The sequence below is a fragment of the Shewanella sp. SM21 genome (assembly GCF_025654335.1).
Lineage (GTDB): Bacteria > Pseudomonadota > Gammaproteobacteria > Enterobacterales > Shewanellaceae > Shewanella > Shewanella oncorhynchi.
This window is the reverse complement of the sequence record NZ_JAKKRL010000007.1, coordinates 270,525-288,815: the sequence shown is the minus strand read 5'-3', so window position 1 is coordinate 288,815 and position 18,291 is coordinate 270,525. Positions and strand designations below refer to the sequence as shown.

At 44.7% G+C, this 18,291-nt stretch carries 14 protein-coding genes and 3 tRNA genes; 13 read left to right on the top strand and 4 right to left on the bottom strand.

What is annotated here, in order from left to right:
• Window positions 1–320 precede the first annotated feature (320 nt).
• The 3 genes from L5L94_RS11775 (at window position 321) to glnS (ending at window position 4,734) form a co-directional block, all read left to right on the top strand.
• The gene (locus L5L94_RS11775; protein WP_028760477.1) at window positions 321–560 is read left to right on the top strand and encodes a ferrous iron transport protein A; all 240 of its coding nucleotides are present in this window, start codon (window positions 321–323) and stop codon (window positions 558–560) included.
• Window positions 553–2,847 (top strand): Fe(2+) transporter permease subunit FeoB, encoded by a 2,295-nt coding sequence (gene feoB, locus L5L94_RS11770; RefSeq protein ID WP_105252942.1) that lies wholly within the window; start codon window positions 553–555, stop codon window positions 2,845–2,847. Before L5L94_RS11775 ends, feoB begins: the two co-directional genes overlap by 8 nt.
• 216 nt (window positions 2,848–3,063) lie before the next feature.
• The gene (glnS, locus tag L5L94_RS11765) at window positions 3,064–4,734 is read left to right on the top strand and encodes a glutamine--tRNA ligase (RefSeq protein ID WP_173245638.1); all 1,671 of its coding nucleotides are present in this window, start codon (window positions 3,064–3,066) and stop codon (window positions 4,732–4,734) included.
• A gap of 179 nt (window positions 4,735–4,913) precedes the next feature.
• Here glnS and L5L94_RS11760 read toward each other — a convergent pair whose 3' ends face one another.
• Entirely contained in the window at window positions 4,914–5,510 is a 597-nt protein-coding gene (locus L5L94_RS11760) for a Yip1 family protein (protein ID WP_105252940.1), read from the bottom strand.
• A 283-nt stretch (window positions 5,511–5,793) separates the two neighbouring features.
• On the opposite strand from L5L94_RS11760, the gene miaE reads away from it, so the two are divergent.
• Window positions 5,794–6,564 carry a tRNA isopentenyl-2-thiomethyl-A-37 hydroxylase MiaE gene (gene miaE, locus L5L94_RS11755; protein WP_113938855.1) on the top strand — a complete coding sequence of 257 codons (771 nt, stop codon included), beginning with the start codon at window positions 5,794–5,796 and terminating at the stop codon, window positions 6,562–6,564.
• Between the two features lie 167 nt (window positions 6,565–6,731).
• Here miaE and L5L94_RS11750 read toward each other — a convergent pair whose 3' ends face one another.
• Complete coding sequence (locus L5L94_RS11750; protein ID WP_105252938.1) at window positions 6,732–7,457, bottom strand: UDP-2,3-diacylglucosamine diphosphatase; 726 nt, start codon at window positions 7,455–7,457, stop codon at window positions 6,732–6,734.
• A gap of 8 nt (window positions 7,458–7,465) precedes the next feature.
• A complete protein-coding gene (locus L5L94_RS11745; RefSeq protein WP_198572192.1) occupies window positions 7,466–7,960 on the bottom strand; it encodes a peptidylprolyl isomerase in 495 nt (164 codons plus the stop codon).
• Between the two features lie 140 nt (window positions 7,961–8,100).
• Here L5L94_RS11745 and cysS point away from each other — a divergent pair, with 140 nt between their 5' ends.
• Entirely contained in the window at window positions 8,101–9,480 is a 1,380-nt protein-coding gene (cysS, locus tag L5L94_RS11740; RefSeq protein ID WP_263163263.1) for a cysteine--tRNA ligase, read from the top strand.
• A gap of 169 nt (window positions 9,481–9,649) precedes the next feature.
• On the opposite strand, the gene folD is transcribed toward cysS, so the two are convergent.
• Complete coding sequence (gene folD / locus L5L94_RS11735) at window positions 9,650–10,504, bottom strand: bifunctional methylenetetrahydrofolate dehydrogenase/methenyltetrahydrofolate cyclohydrolase FolD (protein WP_198572194.1); 855 nt, start codon at window positions 10,502–10,504, stop codon at window positions 9,650–9,652.
• A gap of 566 nt (window positions 10,505–11,070) precedes the next feature.
• Here folD and L5L94_RS11730 point away from each other — a divergent pair.
• From L5L94_RS11730 to hupB, 8 genes are all read left to right on the top strand, one after another.
• A tRNA-Pro gene (locus tag L5L94_RS11730) sits at window positions 11,071–11,147 on the top strand.
• Between the two features lie 117 nt (window positions 11,148–11,264).
• Window positions 11,265–11,341: transfer RNA gene (locus L5L94_RS11725), tRNA-Arg, on the top strand.
• A gap of 9 nt (window positions 11,342–11,350) precedes the next feature.
• A tRNA-His gene (locus tag L5L94_RS11720) sits at window positions 11,351–11,426 on the top strand.
• Between the two features lie 261 nt (window positions 11,427–11,687).
• Window positions 11,688–12,992, top strand: coding sequence for a trigger factor (tig, locus tag L5L94_RS11715; protein WP_263163260.1), 1,305 nt, complete (start codon window positions 11,688–11,690; stop codon window positions 12,990–12,992).
• An 89-nt stretch (window positions 12,993–13,081) separates the two neighbouring features.
• Complete coding sequence (gene clpP, locus L5L94_RS11710) at window positions 13,082–13,690, top strand: ATP-dependent Clp endopeptidase proteolytic subunit ClpP (RefSeq protein WP_063883148.1); 609 nt, start codon at window positions 13,082–13,084, stop codon at window positions 13,688–13,690.
• A gap of 84 nt (window positions 13,691–13,774) precedes the next feature.
• A complete protein-coding gene (gene clpX, locus L5L94_RS11705; RefSeq protein ID WP_028760467.1) occupies window positions 13,775–15,055 on the top strand; it encodes an ATP-dependent protease ATP-binding subunit ClpX in 1,281 nt (426 codons plus the stop codon).
• Window positions 15,056–15,187: 132 nt separating this feature from the next.
• Window positions 15,188–17,545, top strand: coding sequence for an endopeptidase La (gene lon, locus L5L94_RS11700; RefSeq protein ID WP_105252934.1), 2,358 nt, complete (start codon window positions 15,188–15,190; stop codon window positions 17,543–17,545).
• Between the two features lie 259 nt (window positions 17,546–17,804).
• Window positions 17,805–18,077, top strand: a complete 273-nt coding sequence (hupB, locus tag L5L94_RS11695) for a nucleoid-associated protein HU-beta (RefSeq protein WP_006081127.1) — start codon at window positions 17,805–17,807, stop codon at window positions 18,075–18,077.
• The last annotated feature ends 214 nt before the right edge of the window (window positions 18,078–18,291 follow it).

The following is an 18,291-nucleotide window of genomic DNA, read 5'->3' as shown; positions in this document are numbered from 1 at the left end:
GTCTTTTCACTGTAAAGAGGGATGATTTTACAGGCGATATAGATTAAATGTGATTTTGATCACACTTGCTTCGGGTGGGATTTGTTTACAGCGTTTTGACTTCTGTGCATCGCTTGATAGTCACTAATGCTAAGGTGCGGATTTTTATTTTCGGTTGGTCGTTTATTCATTGGAATTTTTATCACATAATACCCAACACAATTGAAAACTATTATCGTTACCAATCAAAAATCTTGATCTAGGTAAAGTTATTAGTGTCATCGCTCGGTTACAATGGGCGCAGTTTTTCGAGCTGAACCTGTTGCAAGGTGGAATACGTAATGAAGTTAAGCGAACTCAGTCCCGGCGATCGCGGTCTTATTTCTGAAGTGGGGCGTTTGGCGCTGCCACAAACCGTGAAGCGCAAGTTGTTGTCCATGGGGATCACGCCAAATACGCGTTTTTTATTGATCCGATACGCACCTATGGGCTCTGGTCTCGAACTGGATATTCGTGGTAGTAAACTTTGTATGCGCAGAGATTTGGCAGACATCATTGAGGTGGAAAAGACGAATGGCTAAGCAGTTTCATTGCGTCACAGTAGGAAACCCTAACGCGGGTAAATCTACACTCTTTAACGCGCTAACAGGCGCAAATCAGCAAGTGGGTAACTGGTCTGGTGTTACGGTCGAAAAAAAGACTGGTCATTTCACCTTAAACGGTGCTGACGTCTATCTGACAGACTTACCGGGTATTTACGACCTTCTTCCTGCGGGTAATAGTTGCGATTGTTCACTTGATGAGCAAATTGCGCAGCAATACCTTGCCGAGCAACGTGTCGATGGCATTATCAATTTAGTCGATGCCACTAATATCGAACGTCACTTATATCTCACAGCCCAATTACGTGAACTCGCTATCCCTATGGTAGTGGTGCTGAATAAAATTGATTCGGCTGTCAAACGTGGGATTAAAGTCGATTTAAAGAAAATGAGCCAAGAGCTGGGTTGCCCTGTGATTGGCGTGTGTTCGCGAGATCCTGCCGATGTCGCTAAAGTGCAGGCACAGGTACTCGATTTACTTCAAGGCCGAGTCTCAGAAGCCCCATTAGTGCTTCACTATGATGAACAAATTGAAGCGGGCGTGCAGTTACTCTGCAGTAAAGATGCCCAATTAAGCCGTGGCCGCGCTTTGGCTATGCTTGGTAATGGTTCAGGTTGTGGTAGCTGTAAAAATGCTGAACTGCAGGATGAAGTGAATTCCTGTACTCAGATTATCGCTCAGCAAGGCCATGATATTGAAGTGATGGTGGCGACCACGCGCTTTAATTTCGTTGAACAAGTCTTTCAAGGTTCAGTGAAAGAGTCAGGGTTCCTCACCCTCAGTGACAAATTAGATAAACTCGTTTTACATCCTGTGCTTGGCATTCCTGTGTTTTTGTTTGTGATGTATTTGATGTTTATGTTCAGCATTAATATTGGCAGTGCTTTTATTGATTTCTTTGATGTTTTTGCTGGCGCACTGTTTGTCGATCACTTCGGTTCATTCTTGACGAGCATGGGCTCTCCGGCTTGGTTGGTCACTATCTTAGCGGGAGGTGTCGGCCAAGGCATTCAAACCGTATCAACCTTTATTCCTGTTATTGCGGCGCTTTTCCTCGGTTTGTCGATCCTCGAAAGTTCTGGCTACATGGCACGCGCTGCATTTGTGGTTGACGGTTTAATGCGTCGTATTGGCCTGCCTGGTAAAGCATTCGTTCCTATGATTGTCGGTTTTGGTTGTTCAGTGCCTGCAATTATGGCTACGCGAACCTTAGGTAGTGAGCGTGAGCGTATTGTGACAGGGATGATGGCGCCATTTATGTCCTGTGGTGCACGTCTTCCTGTTTATGCACTATTTGCGGCGGCTTTCTTCCCTGATTCAGGTCAGAATTTAGTCTTCTTGCTGTATATTATTGGTATCTTTGCCGCTATCGGTACGGGTTTATTACTCAGAAGCACTTTATTACCCGGCAGCAGTAGTGCTGTGGTGATGGAGCTGCCAAGTTATGAACTACCTAAGCTGAAAGCTGTTATGGTTCGTACAGGTAAACGCACTAAGAGTTTTATATTAGGCGCAGGTAAAACGATTGTTCTAGTCGTGACCTTATTGAACTTCATTAATGCTATTGGTGTTGATGGTACATTTGGCCATGAAGATAGCCAAGCATCTTTGCTGAGTGTCGCGAGTCAAAAAATTACGCCTATCTTCTCGCCTATGGGCATAGAGCAGGATAACTGGCCTGCAACCGTCGGTATTATCACGGGTATTTTCGCCAAAGAAGCGGTTGTTGGTACCTTAAACAGTCTATACAGTAGCGCGGCGCCGACAGATGAAGAGCTTGCACCATTGAGCGAAAGCTTTAATGCGGCTCTGGCAACGATTCCAGCTAACTTGTTTGGTTTAGATCTTGAAGATCCGCTTAAACTGTCGGTCGGTGATTTAACCAATAAAGAAACCGTGGCTGAAGAACAAGGTGTTGCGACATCGACTTTTGGTGCTTTACAAGCAGGTTTTAGTGGTAAAGTTGCGGCTTTCTCCTACTTGCTGTTTATCTTACTTTATACTCCTTGTGTTGCGGCAATGGGCGCCTTAGTGCATGAGTTTGGTTCTCGGTGGGCGACGTTTGCGGCAACGTGGACTTTCTCACTGGCTTATGGTTCTGCAACGGTAGTTTATCAAGCCGCTACCTTTACGCAGCACCCAGTTCAATCAAGTCTGTGGATTGGTTTCTTCTTGTTTGCATTAGCCGCTTTTTATCTGTGGTTGAAACGTAAAGGTAAAAGAAGCCAGCAGATTATTCCTGGGATCCGCATTATCACCGAGTAAGATTTACTGAGTCGGCGTGACTGAATAATAAATGTCAGCTTAGTTAGATCAAAGATAAAAGCAGCTTTCATGGCTGCTTTTATTGTTTTACTATCGCGGTTATAACCCCAGACAGTCAAAAACCAGAGTTTTTAACCCTAGGCATTGTAACTAGTGGTGATCTGTAGGATCATGCTGGTTTTCTTAAAATTGCCATTGTTCGCAAAGAGGAATTCCATGAGTCATGTGGACACTGAAGTACGTCCGAGTAACTTTATTCGTAATATCATAGATGAAGATTTACAAAGCGGTAAGCACACGAGTGTACAGACTCGTTTCCCGCCGGAACCGAATGGCTATCTTCATATTGGTCATGCTAAATCTATCTGCTTAAATTTTGGGATAGCGCGAGACTATAACGGTCTGTGTAATTTACGTTTTGACGATACTAATCCTGAAAAAGAAGACATTGATTATGTGAATTCTATTCAGGCGGATGTGCGTTGGCTTGGATTCCAGTGGGATGGTGACGTTCGCTATTCATCAAACTATTTTGATCAGTTACATCAATATGCGGTTGAACTGATTAATAAAGGTTTGGCTTATGTGTGTTTTTTGAATGCAGATGAAACCCGTGAATACCGTGGTACGTTAAAAGAGCCAGGTAAAAACAGTCCTTTCCGCGACACATCAGTCGAAGAAAACCTCGCCTTATTCGCTAAGATGCGCGACGGTGGTTTTAAAGAAGGCGAGTGCGCATTGCGTGCCAAAATTGATATGGCATCGCCATTCATGTGTATGCGCGATCCTATCATCTACCGTATTCGTTTTGCCCATCATCATCAAACAGGTGACAAGTGGTGCATTTACCCAATGTACGACTTCACGCACTGTATTTCTGATGCGTTAGAACATATTACCCACTCTTTATGTACATTAGAGTTCCAAGACAACCGTCGTTTATACGATTGGGTGTTGGATAATTTGAACGATTTTCAAGCGCCGAATCGTACTCGTCAATACGAGTTTTCTCGCTTAAATCTCGAATATACCTTGATGTCTAAACGTAAGCTGAACGACCTTGTGACCCGTAAACTCGTGTCAGGTTGGGATGACCCTCGTATGCCAACGATTGCAGGCTTACGTCGCCGTGGTTATACACCAGCGTCAATTCGCGAGTTCTGTCAACGTATCGGCGTGACTAAGCAAGAGAATATGATTGAAGTCGGCATGTTAGATGCGTGTATTCGTGAAGAATTGAACGAACATGCACCGCGTGCGATGGCCGTATTGCGTCCATTGAAAGTCATCATTGAAAACTATGCTGAAGGTGAACTTGAGTACATTCAAGCGGCCGCTCATCCAAATGATGAGAGCATGGGGACGCGTGAATTAGCCTTTGGCCGAGAAATATTGATCGATGTGGCTGACTTTAAAGAAGAAGCCAACAAACAATACAAACGCTTAGTTACAGGCAAAGAAGTGCGTTTACGTAATGCCTATGTGATTAAAGCTGAACGTTGTGACAAAGACAGCGAAGGTAATATCACGACGGTTTACTGTACTTATGATCCTGAAACTTTAGGTAAAAACCCTGCAGATGGCCGTAAAGTCAAAGGCGTGATCCATTGGGTTGAGGCATCTACAGCTAAGCCTGCTGAATTCCGTCTCTATCAGCGTTTATTTACCGATCCTAATCCTGCTGCGGCAGAGACTGTGGATGAAGTGTTGAACCCTGAATCATTGATCGTGGTACAAGGTTTTGCAGAAGCAAGCCTAGTGAATGCACCTGCGGAACAAGCCTATCAGTTTGAGCGTGAAGGCTATTTCTGCGCTGACAGTAAAGATTCATCGCCGGATAATTTAGTGTTTAACTTAACCGTAGCGCTGCGTGATTCTTTCGAGTGATTTTGCTTAAGTGGAGCTGTTTGACTGAATGAGTCAAACTTATCTGTTAACTCGCTCAGAGCGTTAATTCAACTCAAAAAAGAAGGCCTTTGCGGCCTTCTTTTTTATTTTCTGCTACAAATCAATTGCGACGCAGAGCTTGAGTTGCTGTTGATTAAATTTGTGATGAATTAAAATGGTTATTGGTACATAGGACCAAAGCCTAAGCTCCATAAAATGACACTAGTTGCCATTAGCCCCACCAAGAGTACTAAGCCTGCTGTCACCATAGAGCTAGCGTAGATAAAACCTTTCTCTTCAGGGATATTCATAATGATAGGCACCCCCGCGTACAGTAAATAGACTGAGTAGGCTAAACCAATCAACCCTACTATCATGATAAACCATAGCACTGGATATAATGCGGCTAAACCGACCATAAACAACGGGGTTGCAGTGTAGGACGCGAGCTCTAATGCTTGGGTGTAAGTTGGGTTAGCATCGAAGGTTTTTGCCATCCAATAGGCTAAATAGGCAAGGGCGAATACACCTGCAATCAGGCCTAAATACATGCCTGCGGACATAAACAGGGCACTTTGTGGTGTAAGGTAAATAGGATCACCAGCGCCAGGATTCCAGCCAATGTAAGCCGTAGCTATATAGCTGCACACCGCCGGAATTAAGGCGATAAGTACTACATGGCTTAAGCTACTTTTCAGTGCCTCATGGTTTTTTTCAATGGTTTGCCACTCTTGTTTTGGATGAGTGTATAGCCCCATTAAGTGATTCAGTATCATTATAATTATCCTTGTTCAGCATTGATGAATGGCTCGCCAAACGTCAGACGAGCTGATAACAGCTCTACAATCGAGGTTAAAATAGTGTCCTGTCTCTTTATCCATCGATTGGTTACACATCGAGAAGTGAGAGGCTGTGTGATCAGGATCTCAGTTCTTTAGAGTGTAGATTATTTATTGAACAAAAAGTTCAGCGCGTCAAGTTTACTTAAGCCTAATGCTATAGCTTATGAGTAAATATGCGTAAAATAGTGCGATATTCAGAATGATATTGAGTGAGTCCATGCTGCAACTTCTTGCCCCCATCCACGCATTTCTTCACTGTGAAACACCGCAAACTTGGATTGATGTCGCGATAAAATCAGATTCCTTGGATGAGTTGCTGATCGACCATTGTAACTGTGAGTTAAAAGCCGCTCAGACAGCGATTTTTTTGCTACGAAAATATGCGTTAGATAAAGACAGTGGTCGAACCCTGTTGGCGTGGGCTAAACCCTATGAAGAGTTTATTTATTCGCAAGAACATGATGTGGAAAGTTTTTTAGCCCGTGATGTGAAAAAGAATGAGTTGGTAACTGACCTTATACCTAAGCCCAACTTTAAGTTTGCTGCGAATTTAGTTTCACCTTTAATCCGCTTGATTAAAGAAGAGTTTCATCATTTTGAACAAGTATTGGATTTAATGCACAAGCGCAGTATTGATTACCGCAATATTCGCGCGGGTCGTTATGCCAAGGGCATGATGAGTCATGTGACAACCCATGAGAAAGATATTTTGCGGGATAAGTTGATTGTAGGGGCATATATTGAGGCTCGCTCGTGCGAGCGCTTCGCTAAACTCGCGCCTTATTTAGACGGTGAGCTGAGTAAGTTTTATGTGTCACTGCTGCGCTCTGAAGCGCGACATTATCAAGATTATCTTGCGTTAGCTCAGTTGGTTTCACCTGAGGATATTAGTGAGCGAGTGAAGTACTTTGGCGAGTTAGAAGCGGAGTTGATTTTGGCGCAGGATGATGAGTTTCGTTTCCACAGTGGGTCGCCTCTATTAAATTAATTTGAACGGTTTTGCTTCCCCAAACGAGTAGAGTTAAGTCCATATAGCTGAAACGATTAACGGTTCTAAAAAACCGTTAATCACAGTATTTTCAAGCTATTAAAGCTAAAAATTTAAGCTATTTAAGCTTAAGTAACACTAAATGAGGCCTACTTAAGCCAATGCCTTTAGGTCATCATAGGGTCGAAGGGTAAGGACTGTAAATTAATCCCTTCAGCGCTCACACTGAGCACACTGCCTTGTTCATACCAATCACCAACCACTATACGCTTACAGCCATTAGCAAGTTGATGAATGGCTGGTCTGTGGGTATGACCGTGGATCATATGCTTAGTGTGTGTCTTGGCAAATAACACATCGACCGCATTGGGCTCTACATCCATGATAGTGTAGCTTTTTTGCTTATTGCTGTTCTTGCTCTTGCTGCGAATTTTATCAGCAATGCCCTGACGGGTTTTCTTGGATAAACAACCATACAGCCAACGAGACAGCGATAAACTGCGCAGTTTTCGAAAGCGTTGGTAGGCCTTATCTAAAGTACATAAGCTGTCGCCGTGCAAAATTACAGTGTCGACACCGTATAAATTGAGGCGAGTGACTTCGGGTAAAATTTGCATGCCTGCGGCGCGCGCAAATTGTTTGCCTAGCATGAAGTCACGGTTGCCATGGATAAAATACACGGGTAACTTTTGTGATACTTGCTTGAGTTTTTCGGCGATGTCTAGGGCAAAAGGCAAGGCAATATCATCACCAACCCAGACTTCAAACAAATCGCCTAGGATATAAAGGGCGTCAGCATCATCGAGTTCAGTGTCGAGAAAGCGAGTGAACGCTTGGGTGATATCAAGGCGATCTGCACTCAGGTGCAGATCGCCTATAAATAGAGTTCGCATTCGCCGTATTATGCCGCGACGCTGACTTTTTCAATCACAATGGCTTCTAATGGCACATCTTGATGCATACCACGGTTGCCTGTGCTAACAGCTTTAATTTTTTCGATAATGTCCATGCCTTCAACGATTTCGCCGAATACGCAGTAGCCCCAGCCCTGTGAGGTTTCTGATTTAAAATCGAGGAAAGTGTTGTCGTTCACGTTAATGAAGAATTGCGCAGTAGCTGAATGTGGATCTGAAGTACGCGCCATAGCGACAGTACCAGTACGGTTTGATAAACCGTTATTGGCTTCGTTCTTCACTGGCTCGTTACAACGCTTTTGGCTCATGTCTTCGTTGAAGCCACCACCTTGGATCATGAAACCGTCTATCACACGGTGGAAGATAGTGCCGTCGAAGAAACCTTCGTCAACATATTTCATGAAGTTTGCTACTGTTAACGGCGCTTTTTCAGCGTTCAGTTGCAGTTTAATGTCGCCCAAATTAGTGTGTAATGTGATCATGTTTTCATACTCAGTGTAAATAGTGGCGCGATTCTAACTTATCTCGGATTGCGCGCAAAGTGCAGTATTCAAAACCTGTCAGGCCGTGATAGACTGACTCCTTGATTTTACACCTGAATGTATCATTGAAGAGAATATCGATGTTGAAGATTTACAACAGTATTACCCGCCAAAAACAGGAATTTAAGCCAATTAATCCCGGGAAAATTGGGATGTACGTGTGTGGTGTGACCATATACGATCTCTGTCATATTGGTCATGGCCGTACTTTTGTTTCCTTCGACATGATAGTGCGCTACCTGCGTTACGCGGGTTATGAAGTGAATTTTCAGCGCAATATTACTGATGTTGATGACAAAATCATCAAGCGCGCTAACGAGAATAACGAAAGCTGTGAAGCCTTAACCGAGCGTCTTATTGGTGAAATGCACCAAGACTTCGATGCCTTAAATATGTTGCGCCCCGATTTTGAACCGCGCGCGACCCTTCACATTGCTGAAATCATCGACATGGTTGAGTTATTACTCGCCCGTGGTCATGCCTATGTGGCGAGCGATGGTGATGTGCTTTTCAGCGTGGCCTCATATCCTGATTATGGCCGTTTATCGGGCCAGAATTTAGATCAACTGCAAGCCGGTGCTCGGGTTGAAGTGGACGAAACCAAGCAAAATCCAATGGATTTTGTGTTGTGGAAAATGTCTAAACCTGGCGAACCAACGTGGGAATCTCCATGGGGACCGGGTCGTCCTGGCTGGCATATCGAATGTTCGGCCATGAACAGCAAACATTTAGGTTTGCATTTTGATATCCATGGCGGCGGCTCTGACTTACAGTTCCCACATCATGAGAATGAAATCGCTCAGTCTTGCTGTGCCCATGACACGCCATACGTCAACTATTGGATGCACACTGGCATGGTGATGGTTGACCGTGAAAAGATGTCTAAGTCCTTAGGCAACTTCTTCACTATTCGCGATGTACTTGGTCACTATGATGCTGAAACTGTGCGTTATTTCTTATTATCTGGTCATTATCGTAGCCAACTGAACTATTCAGAAGATAACTTGAAACAAGCTCGCTCAGCCTTAGAGCGTTTGTATACCGCGATTAAAGATGTCGACTTAACTGTCGTTGCAGCGCCTGCAGAAGAGTTTATTGCTAAGTTTAAAGTGGCGATGGATGATGACTTTAATACACCTGAAGCCTATTCCGTTCTATTTGATATGGTGCGTGAAATCAATCGTTTAAAACTGACCGATATGGCACAGGCATCGGCATTAGCGGTCACCTTGAAGCAATTAGCGGATGTGTTAGGTCTATTAAGCCAAGAGCCAGAGGCCTTCTTTCAAGGTGGCGGTAGTGACGATGAAGTGGCCGAAATCGAAGCCTTAATCGTTGAGCGTAACCGTGCTCGTACCGAAAAGGATTGGGCTGCTGCGGATGTGGCGCGTAATCGTTTAGATATTTTGGGCGTTGTGCTTGAAGATGGTCCAAGTGGCACCACTTGGCGTAAGAAATAAGCTTATTCGCTATATTTTTAATTCAAGAAAATCTTCAGTAAATAAAAAACCTGCATCATGCAGGTTTTTTTATGCTTGCTAGAACCTAGAACCTAGAACCTAGAACCTAGAACCTAGAACCTAGAACCTAGAACCTAGAACCTAGAACCTAGAACTTAGAACTTAGAACCTAGTCATGATACTGCTCGGCGGCATATAAGGTGTTTTCTAATAGGCTTGCAATCGTCATCGGGCCAACACCGCCGGGGACTGGAGTGATAAAGCTGGCATTTTGCGCTGCAATGTCATATTGCACATCGCCGACTAAGGTGCCGTTATCTAAACGGTTAATGCCTACGTCAATGACGATAGCGCCGGGCTTGATCCACTCACCAGGAATAAAGCCAGGTTTACCCACTGCAACGACCACGAGATCTGCCTGACGAATTTTTTGTTCGAGATTCTTAGTGAAGCGGTGGCAAGTAGTGGTGGTGCAGCCAGCCAGCAGCAACTCTAAGGTCATTGGGCGGCCGACAATATTGGATGCGCCAACCACAACAGCATCTAAACCATAGGTATCAACGCCAGTGGATTTGATGAGTGTCATTATGCCCATTGGGGTACAAGAGCGCAGCACCGGAATACGCTGGGCTAAACGGCCGACGTTGTACGGGTGAAATCCATCGACGTCTTTATCTGGGCGGATACGCTCGATGACTTTTGAGTCTTCGATATGTGCGGGTAATGGCAGTTGCACTAAGATGCCATCAATTGTCGGATCATCATTAAGACTATCAATCAGGTTGAGTAATTCATCTTCAGTGCAGTTTGTTTCTAAATCGTATGAACGAGAAAGAAATCCAACTTCTTCACAAGCCTTACGTTTACTGCCAACATAAACTTGTGATGCCGGATCGGCTCCCACTAATATTACGGCTAAACCCGGTACGCGTTGTCCAGCCTCTTTGCGGGCGGTGACTTTTTCGCTGAGCTTAGTGCGGATGGATTGAGCAATCGCCTTGCCGTCGATTATTTGGGCTGTCATGGGTGTAGGATATCCTTTATATGGGCGATGGTGAAAACAGTAGTTAACACAGAGATTGGCAATCGTGGCTATTTTAACAGGGCACAGCTACTGTGTCATGGTTAAAGCCGTTGCCAAGTGGATAAAAAAAACCAGATTAGCCTGATAATTCAGCACCTAGAGTCGAACGATAAAAAAATCGTTGACGGGTGTAAAGTGAGGGGATAAGATGCGCTCCGTTCTCAGGCAGATGTGTTCATCTTGCGCTGAAACTGTCATGTAAGACCTTAGGTAATTAGCGCAGTCCGATAGTGCATCCAGATTTTGGATGAGAGTGGACCAGAGGAAACCCTCTGAGTTGATACCAAGTAAAATGTAAGACCTTCGGTGATTAGCACAGTCCGATAGTGCATCCAGATTTTGGATGAGAGCGGACCAGAGGGAACCCTCTGAGTTGATACCAAGTAAAATGTAAGACCTTCGGTGATTAGCACAGTCCGATAGTGCATCCAGATTTTGGATGAGAGCGGACCAGAGCGGACCAGAGGGAACCCTCTGAGTTGATACCAAGTAAAATGTAAGACCTTCGGTGATTAGCGCAGTCCGGTAGCGCATCTGGTTTGGGACCAGAGGGTCAGAGGTTCGAATCCTCTATCACCGACCACTTTATTATCGTTTGCTTCAATGAATTCAAAGATAATTTGGACTCAAATAGGCGAGTGATAGGGTTAGCATAAATGCTTTCCAAATCGGTTAGGATACAGAAAATTCTGTAAACCATGCGCCCGTAGCTCAGTTGGATAGAGCACCCGCCTTCTAAGCGGGTGGTCGCAGGTTCGAATCCTGCCGGGCGTACCAGTTTCAGTGGTGATTGTAGCTCAGTTGGTAGAGTCCCGGATTGTGATTCCGGTTGTCGTGGGTTCGAGCCCCATCAGTCACCCCATTTTTAGTACTTTGAGTACAAATTAAAAAAAGCGACCTTGTGTCGCTTTTTTTATACCCCAGATTCGGCTGTTGAGGCTCGACTCTGCAGAAAACGGTGGCTATAATGTCGCGTCTTGATAGATATCAACTATGAGCGACCTGTGCCTAAAGCCAGTTGTGGTGGGCATTGTAGTCAAATTTAATGATCAAGAAACGAATACCTGAATAGTTGATGAATCGGCTATTACAAAGGACGTTAGACAAATTTCGAGGTAAAACAATGCAAGTTTCTGTTGAAGCAACCCAAGGCCTAGAGCGTCGCCTGACCATTTCTGTTCCTGCTGAACAAATTGAAAAGCTGGTTAAAGACAGTTTACAACGTGAAGCTAAGCGTGCTCGTATCCCAGGTTTCCGTCCTGGTAAAGTGCCTGTTACTGTTATAAACAAACGTTATGGCGCAGCGATTCGTCAAGACATCATGGGTGAAGTGATGCAACGTAACTTCATCGAAGCAATTATTGCTGAGAAGTTAAACCCAGCGGGTGCACCGACTTTTGTTCCTGGTTCTACTGATGGCGAAAAATTCGAATTTATCGCTACCTTTGAAATCTATCCAGAAGTTGAGCTGAAAGGCTTAGATGCCATCGAAGTAGAACAGCCAAAAGCTGAAGTGACTGACGCTGACGTTGACACTATGATTGAAACCTTACGTAAACAACACGCGACTTTCGCTGCTGTTGAGCGTGAAGCTGCTGATGGCGACAAAGTGAAAATGAACTTTGTTGGCTCAGTTGACGGTGAAGAGTTTGAAGGCGGCAAAGCTGATGATTTCGAACTGCAACTAGGTAGCGGCCGTATGATCCCTGGTTTTGAAGCGGGTATCTTAGGTCACAAAGCGGGTGAAGAATTTGTTATCGACGTGAACTTCCCTGAAGAATATCACGCTGAAAACCTGAAAGGTAAAGCGGCTAAGTTCGCGATTACGCTGACAGAAGTGCAAGCGGCTAACCTGCCAGAAGTAAACGATGAGTTTGCTGCTCTGTTTGGTATCAGCGAAGGTGGCTTAGAAGCCCTTAAAACTGAAATCCGTAAAAACATGAACCGTGAACTTGAGCAAGCGTTAAAAGCTAACGTGAAAGAGCAAGTGATCAATGGTCTGTTAGCTAACAACGATATCACTTTGCCAAATGCATTGATCGATGGCGAAGTTAACGTTCTGCGTCAACAAGCCATGCAACGTTTTGGCGGCCAATCGGCTAACATGCCAGAACTGCCAGCTGAATTGTTCACTGAACAAGCTGCACGTCGTGTTAAAATCGGTCTGTTATTAGGCGAAGTCATCAAGACTAACGAACTGAAAGCGGAAGATGAACGCGTACAAGGCTTGATCGCTTCTATGGCTTCTGCCTACGAAGATCCAAGTGAAGTTGTTGCTTATTACAACAGCAACAAAGAGCTGATGCAAAACATGCGCAACGTTGCTTTAGAAGAGCAAGCGGTTGAAGCACTGTTGAAATCTGCCAAAGTGACCGAAAAACAAGTCGCTTTTGAAGAATTTATGAACAAGGCTACCGGTCGCGCATAAGCTAAGCTTGACTTGATTAGCTGTTCGCCATTTATAATGGCTCGTATGAGGCTCCTCATGCGAGCCATTTTTATTTAGGGAAGTGAATAATGCATAATGCGTCAGACATACAAAGTGCTTTAGTGCCTATGGTGATCGAACAGACTGCTAAGGGTGAACGCTCATACGATATTTATTCTCGTTTGTTGAAAGAGCGGATTATCTTTTTGGTAGGTCAAGTTGAAGAACACATGGCAAACCTTATCGTGGCGCAATTATTATTCTTAGAATCAGAAAGCCCAGATAAAGATATTTTTTTATACATTAACTCCCCTGGTGGTTCTGTCACTGCAGGCATGGCGATTTATGATACCATGCAGTTTATCAAACCGAATGTTAGCACTGTCTGTATCGGCCAAGCCGCCAGTATGGGCGCTTTCTTGTTAGCCGGCGGTGAGAAGGGTAAGCGTCACTGTTTACCAAACTCTCGCGTGATGATCCATCAACCGCTGGGTGGTTTCCAAGGTCAAGCATCAGATATTGCTATTCATGCCAAAGAAATCTTAGGCATTAAAAATAAGCTTAACCTAATGCTCGCTGAACACACAGGTCAACCGCTCGAAGTGATTGAACGCGATACCGATCGTGACAACTTCATGAGTGCAACTCAAGCCGTCGAATATGGCTTAGTTGACTCTGTGATGACGAAACGCGGCTGATTTTTGCTTTTGACTGAGCTATGCTTTGTAAAAGTTAAGCAAATTTAAGACAGGCAGTAGAGCAGACTGCAAATGAGGTAATTAATGGGCGACAACAAAAATAATGGTGACAGCGGTAAATTGCTGTACTGCTCTTTTTGCGGAAAGAGCCAGCATGAAGTCAGAAAACTCATTGCTGGCCCATCAGTGTATGTATGCGACGAATGTGTTGAGTTATGTAACGACATCATTCGTGAAGAGATTAAAGAAATCTCTCCAAAGCGTGATAGCGATAAATTACCGACACCACATGAGTTGCGTGCACATTTAGACGATTATGTTATTGGCCAAGACAGAGCGAAAAAAGTGCTTTCTGTGGCAGTGTATAACCACTATAAGCGTTTAAAAAATGCATCGCCTAAAGATGGTATCGAGCTGGGCAAGAGTAATATTTTGCTTATCGGTCCAACGGGTAGCGGTAAAACCCTACTGGCTGAAACCCTTGCGCGCTCACTCAATGTGCCTTTCACTATGGCAGATGCTACTACGCTGACTGAAGCGGGTTATGTGGGTGAAGACGTTGAAAACATCATTCAAAAGTTGCTGCAAAAGTGCGACTACGATGTTGAGAAGGCGCAGCGTGGTATCGTTTATATCGATGAAATCGATAAAATTAGTCGTAAGTCAGACAATCCATCAATCACCCGTGACGTATCGGGTGAGGGTGTACAGCAAGCGCTGCTTAAGCTGATTGAAGGTACTGTTGCCGCGGTTCCACCACAAGGTGGCCGTAAGCATCCACAGCAAGAATTCTTACAAGTCGATACTTCTAAGATCCTGTTTATCTGTGGTGGTGCATTTGCAGGGCTTGAGAAAGTGATTGAGCAACGTGCGCACGTTGGCTCGGGTATCGGTTTTGGTGCACAGGTGAAAGGCGAGAAAGAGAAGGCGACGATCTCTGAAACGTTATCACAAGTAGAACCTGGCGATTTAGTCAAATACGGTTTAATCCCTGAGTTTATTGGTCGTCTACCAGTGGTTGCGACTCTGACTGAGCTGGATGAAGAAGCTTTAGTACAAATTCTATCTCAACCTAAAAATGCCCTAACTAAGCAATACAGTGCGTTATTTGAGATGGAAGGTGTTGAGCTTGAGTTCCGCGAAGATGCGCTTAAAGCGATTGCTCACAAAGCCATGTCTCGCAAGACTGGTGCCCGTGGCCTACGCTCCATCGTTGAAAGTATTCTGCTGGATACTATGTACGATATCCCATCCGTTGACGGTGTGGTGAAGGCCGTTGTGGATGAATCAGTAGTGAAAGGGGAATCAGCTCCAATCTTGATTTACGAGCACAATGAGGCCCAAGTGGCATCAGGCGAACAATAATTGTACTGATCGCTAATAAACTGAAAAACAAGGAGTCCAATGGACTCCTTTTTTCGTATTAGCCATTGAAACTCCATAAAGCGTCCCAATATACTCCAGTATTAATCCATTTCACCAAAACGGAATCGAACTATGACCCAAGAGCGTGAAGCGCATATCGAACTCCCCGTGCTGCCACTGCGAGATGTGGTGGTCTATCCCCATATGGTAATTCCGTTATTTGTCGGACGAGAAAAATCTATTCGATGTCTCGAAACGGCAATGGCGCAGGATAAGCAAATTATTTTAGTGGCGCAGCGTGATGCCGAGCTCGATGAACCATCAAAAGATGACATCTTCGAAGTGGGTACGGTTGCCTCTATTTTACAGTTACTTAAGCTGCCAGACGGTACAGTCAAAGTGCTGGTTGAAGGCGGTCGTCGCGCCCGTATTACCCGTTATACCCAAGAAACAGAATTCTTTGTGGCTAAGGCTGAGTATCTGGAATCAGAACCGCTGGAAGACAAAGAAGAAGAAGTGTTAGTGCGCAGTGCTATTGGTCAGTTTGAAGGTTATATCAAGCTGAACAAAAAGATCCCGCCAGAAGTCTTGACCTCTTTATCGGGTATCGATGAAGCGGCGCGTCTGGCCGATACTATGGCCGCACACATGCCACTTAAGCTTGAAGATAAGCAATCTGTGCTTGAGATGGTCAACGTCGGCGAACGTCTGGAATATCTAATGGCGATGATGGAATCGGAGATCGACCTATTACAGGTTGAGAAACGTATCCGGACTCGCGTTAAAAAACAGATGGAAAAGAGTCAGCGTGAGTACTATCTGAACGAACAGATGAAAGCCATCCAGAAAGAACTGGGTGACTTAGATGAAGGCCATGACGAATTTGAAGCCTTAAATCGTAAGATTGAAGAGGCTAATATGCCCGCTGAGGCGAAAGAGAAAGCCCTCGCCGAGCTTAACAAGTTACGCATGATGTCACCAATGTCGGCTGAAGCGACGGTGGTTCGCAGTTATGTCGATTGGATGACGGCTGTGCCTTGGAGCCAACGCTCTAAAATCAAACGTGATTTAGCCAAAGCCCAAGAAGTACTCGATACCGATCATTTTGGTCTTGAAAAAGTCAAAGAACGTATCTTGGAATATTTGGCAGTCCAAAGCCGAGTGCGTCAGCTTAAAGGGCCAATCCTGTGTTTAGTGGGGCCACCAGGTGTGGGTAAAACCTCGCTAGGTCAATCGATCGCTAAGGCGACCGGTCGTAAGTATGTGCGTGTTGCCCTCGGTGGCGTGCGTGATGAAGCGGAAATCCGTGGTCACCGCCGTACTTACATTGGGTCTATGCCGGGTAAAGTCATTCAAAAGATGGCTAAAGTCGGCGTGAAAAACCCGTTATTCTTGCTCGATGAAATCGACAAGATGAGTTCTGATATGCGCGGAGATCCGGCTTCTGCTTTATTAGAAGTGTTAGATCCTGAGCAAAATGCGACCTTTAACGATCATTACCTCGAAGTCGATTACGACCTATCCGATGTGATGTTTGTTGCAACGTCAAACTCCATGGATATTCCTGGGCCACTACTTGACCGTATGGAAGTCATTCGTTTATCGGGTTACACCGAAGACGAGAAGCTGAATATTGCTAAGCAACATTTGCTGAATAAGCAAATCGAGCGCAATGGTTTAAAAGCCACTGAAATTAAAGTCGATGATAGTGCTATCGTTGGCATTATCCGTTATTACACCCGTGAAGCGGGTGTGCGTTCACTCGAGCGTGAATTGTCTAAGATTTGCCGTAAAGTCGTGAAAATGATTTTGCTCGATAAGTCGGTCAAGTCTGTGACTGTTAACCAAGAGAATCTCAAGTCTTTCCTTGGCGTGCAGCGCTTTGATTACGGCAAAGCCGAGTCTAAGAACCAAATCGGTCAAGTGACTGGCTTAGCTTGGACTCAAGTGGGCGGTGACTTACTGACGATTGAAGCAACCTCAGTACCAGGTAAAGGGAAGTTAACCTATACTGGTTCTCTTGGTGACGTGATGCAAGAGTCGATTCAAGCAGCGATGACAGTTGTTCGCGCCCGTGCGGAACAATTAGGTATCAATGCGGATTTCTACGAGAAGCGTGATATCCACGTGCATGTGCCAGAAGGTGCGACACCCAAAGATGGTCCATCTGCTGGTGCGGCTATGTGTACCGCGTTAGTATCCAGCTTAACGGGTAACCCAGTGCGTGCCGATGTGGCCATGACTGGTGAAATAACCTTACGTGGTGAAGTGTTACCTATCGGTGGTTTGAAAGAAAAACTGCTAGCAGCTCACCGCGGCGGCATAAAATTGGTGCTTATTCCAAAAGAAAATGAGCGCGATTTGGAAGAAATTCCTGCCAATGTGATTGCCGATTTAGAAATTCGTCCCGTGCGTTGGGTCGATGAAGTGTTAAAACTGGCCCTAGAAAGACCAGTTGAAGGCTTCGAAGTGGTTAAAAACTTGGCATAACGCAAGAAATTGCGCTATCACGTTAAAAAAAATGAAAAAAGGGGCTTAACAAAGCGCAGACCTGTGGTAGCCTAGGTCTGTGGAGAGCCAGCTGCTCCAAGCCCTTGGCGCAACTGGTTTTGAGCTGTATCCAGTTTTAATTCTTTGGTTTTCGAACTCAGCTTGAACTTTGAATTCAAGCTTGTTATAAAAGCCTCCGCAGACCGCTCTAGAGACGGATTTGGTTGCGGCGCAAAAAAATTACATTCAAGGGGATGACATGAACAAATCTGAACTAATCGAGAAAATCGCATCTGGTGCTGACATTTCTAAAGCCGCTGCTGGCCGAGCACTGGATTCTTTTATCGCTGCTGTGACCGAAGGTCTGAAAGAAGGTGATAAAATTTCTCTTGTTGGTTTTGGTACTTTTGAAGTGCGTGAACGCGCTGAGCGTACTGGTCGCAACCCACAAACGGGTGAAGAAATCAAAATCGCAGCAGCTAAAATTCCTGCATTCAAAGCTGGTAAAGCACTGAAAGACGCTGTTAATTAATCATTAATATCGTAGCCTTTGTAAGGCGTTCGTAATGACAAGCACTGTTTATCAGTGCTTTTTACGAATTGAAAGTAATGGAATATGAAGCTTAATTTCTACCATTACTCGGGGTTTTAGAATTTACCAGTGGTAGCGTCTGAATATTCCCCATAAATTACAGAAAGGCGCATCTCAACCTGATGCGCCTTTTTATTTTGTTAATCGCAACAAG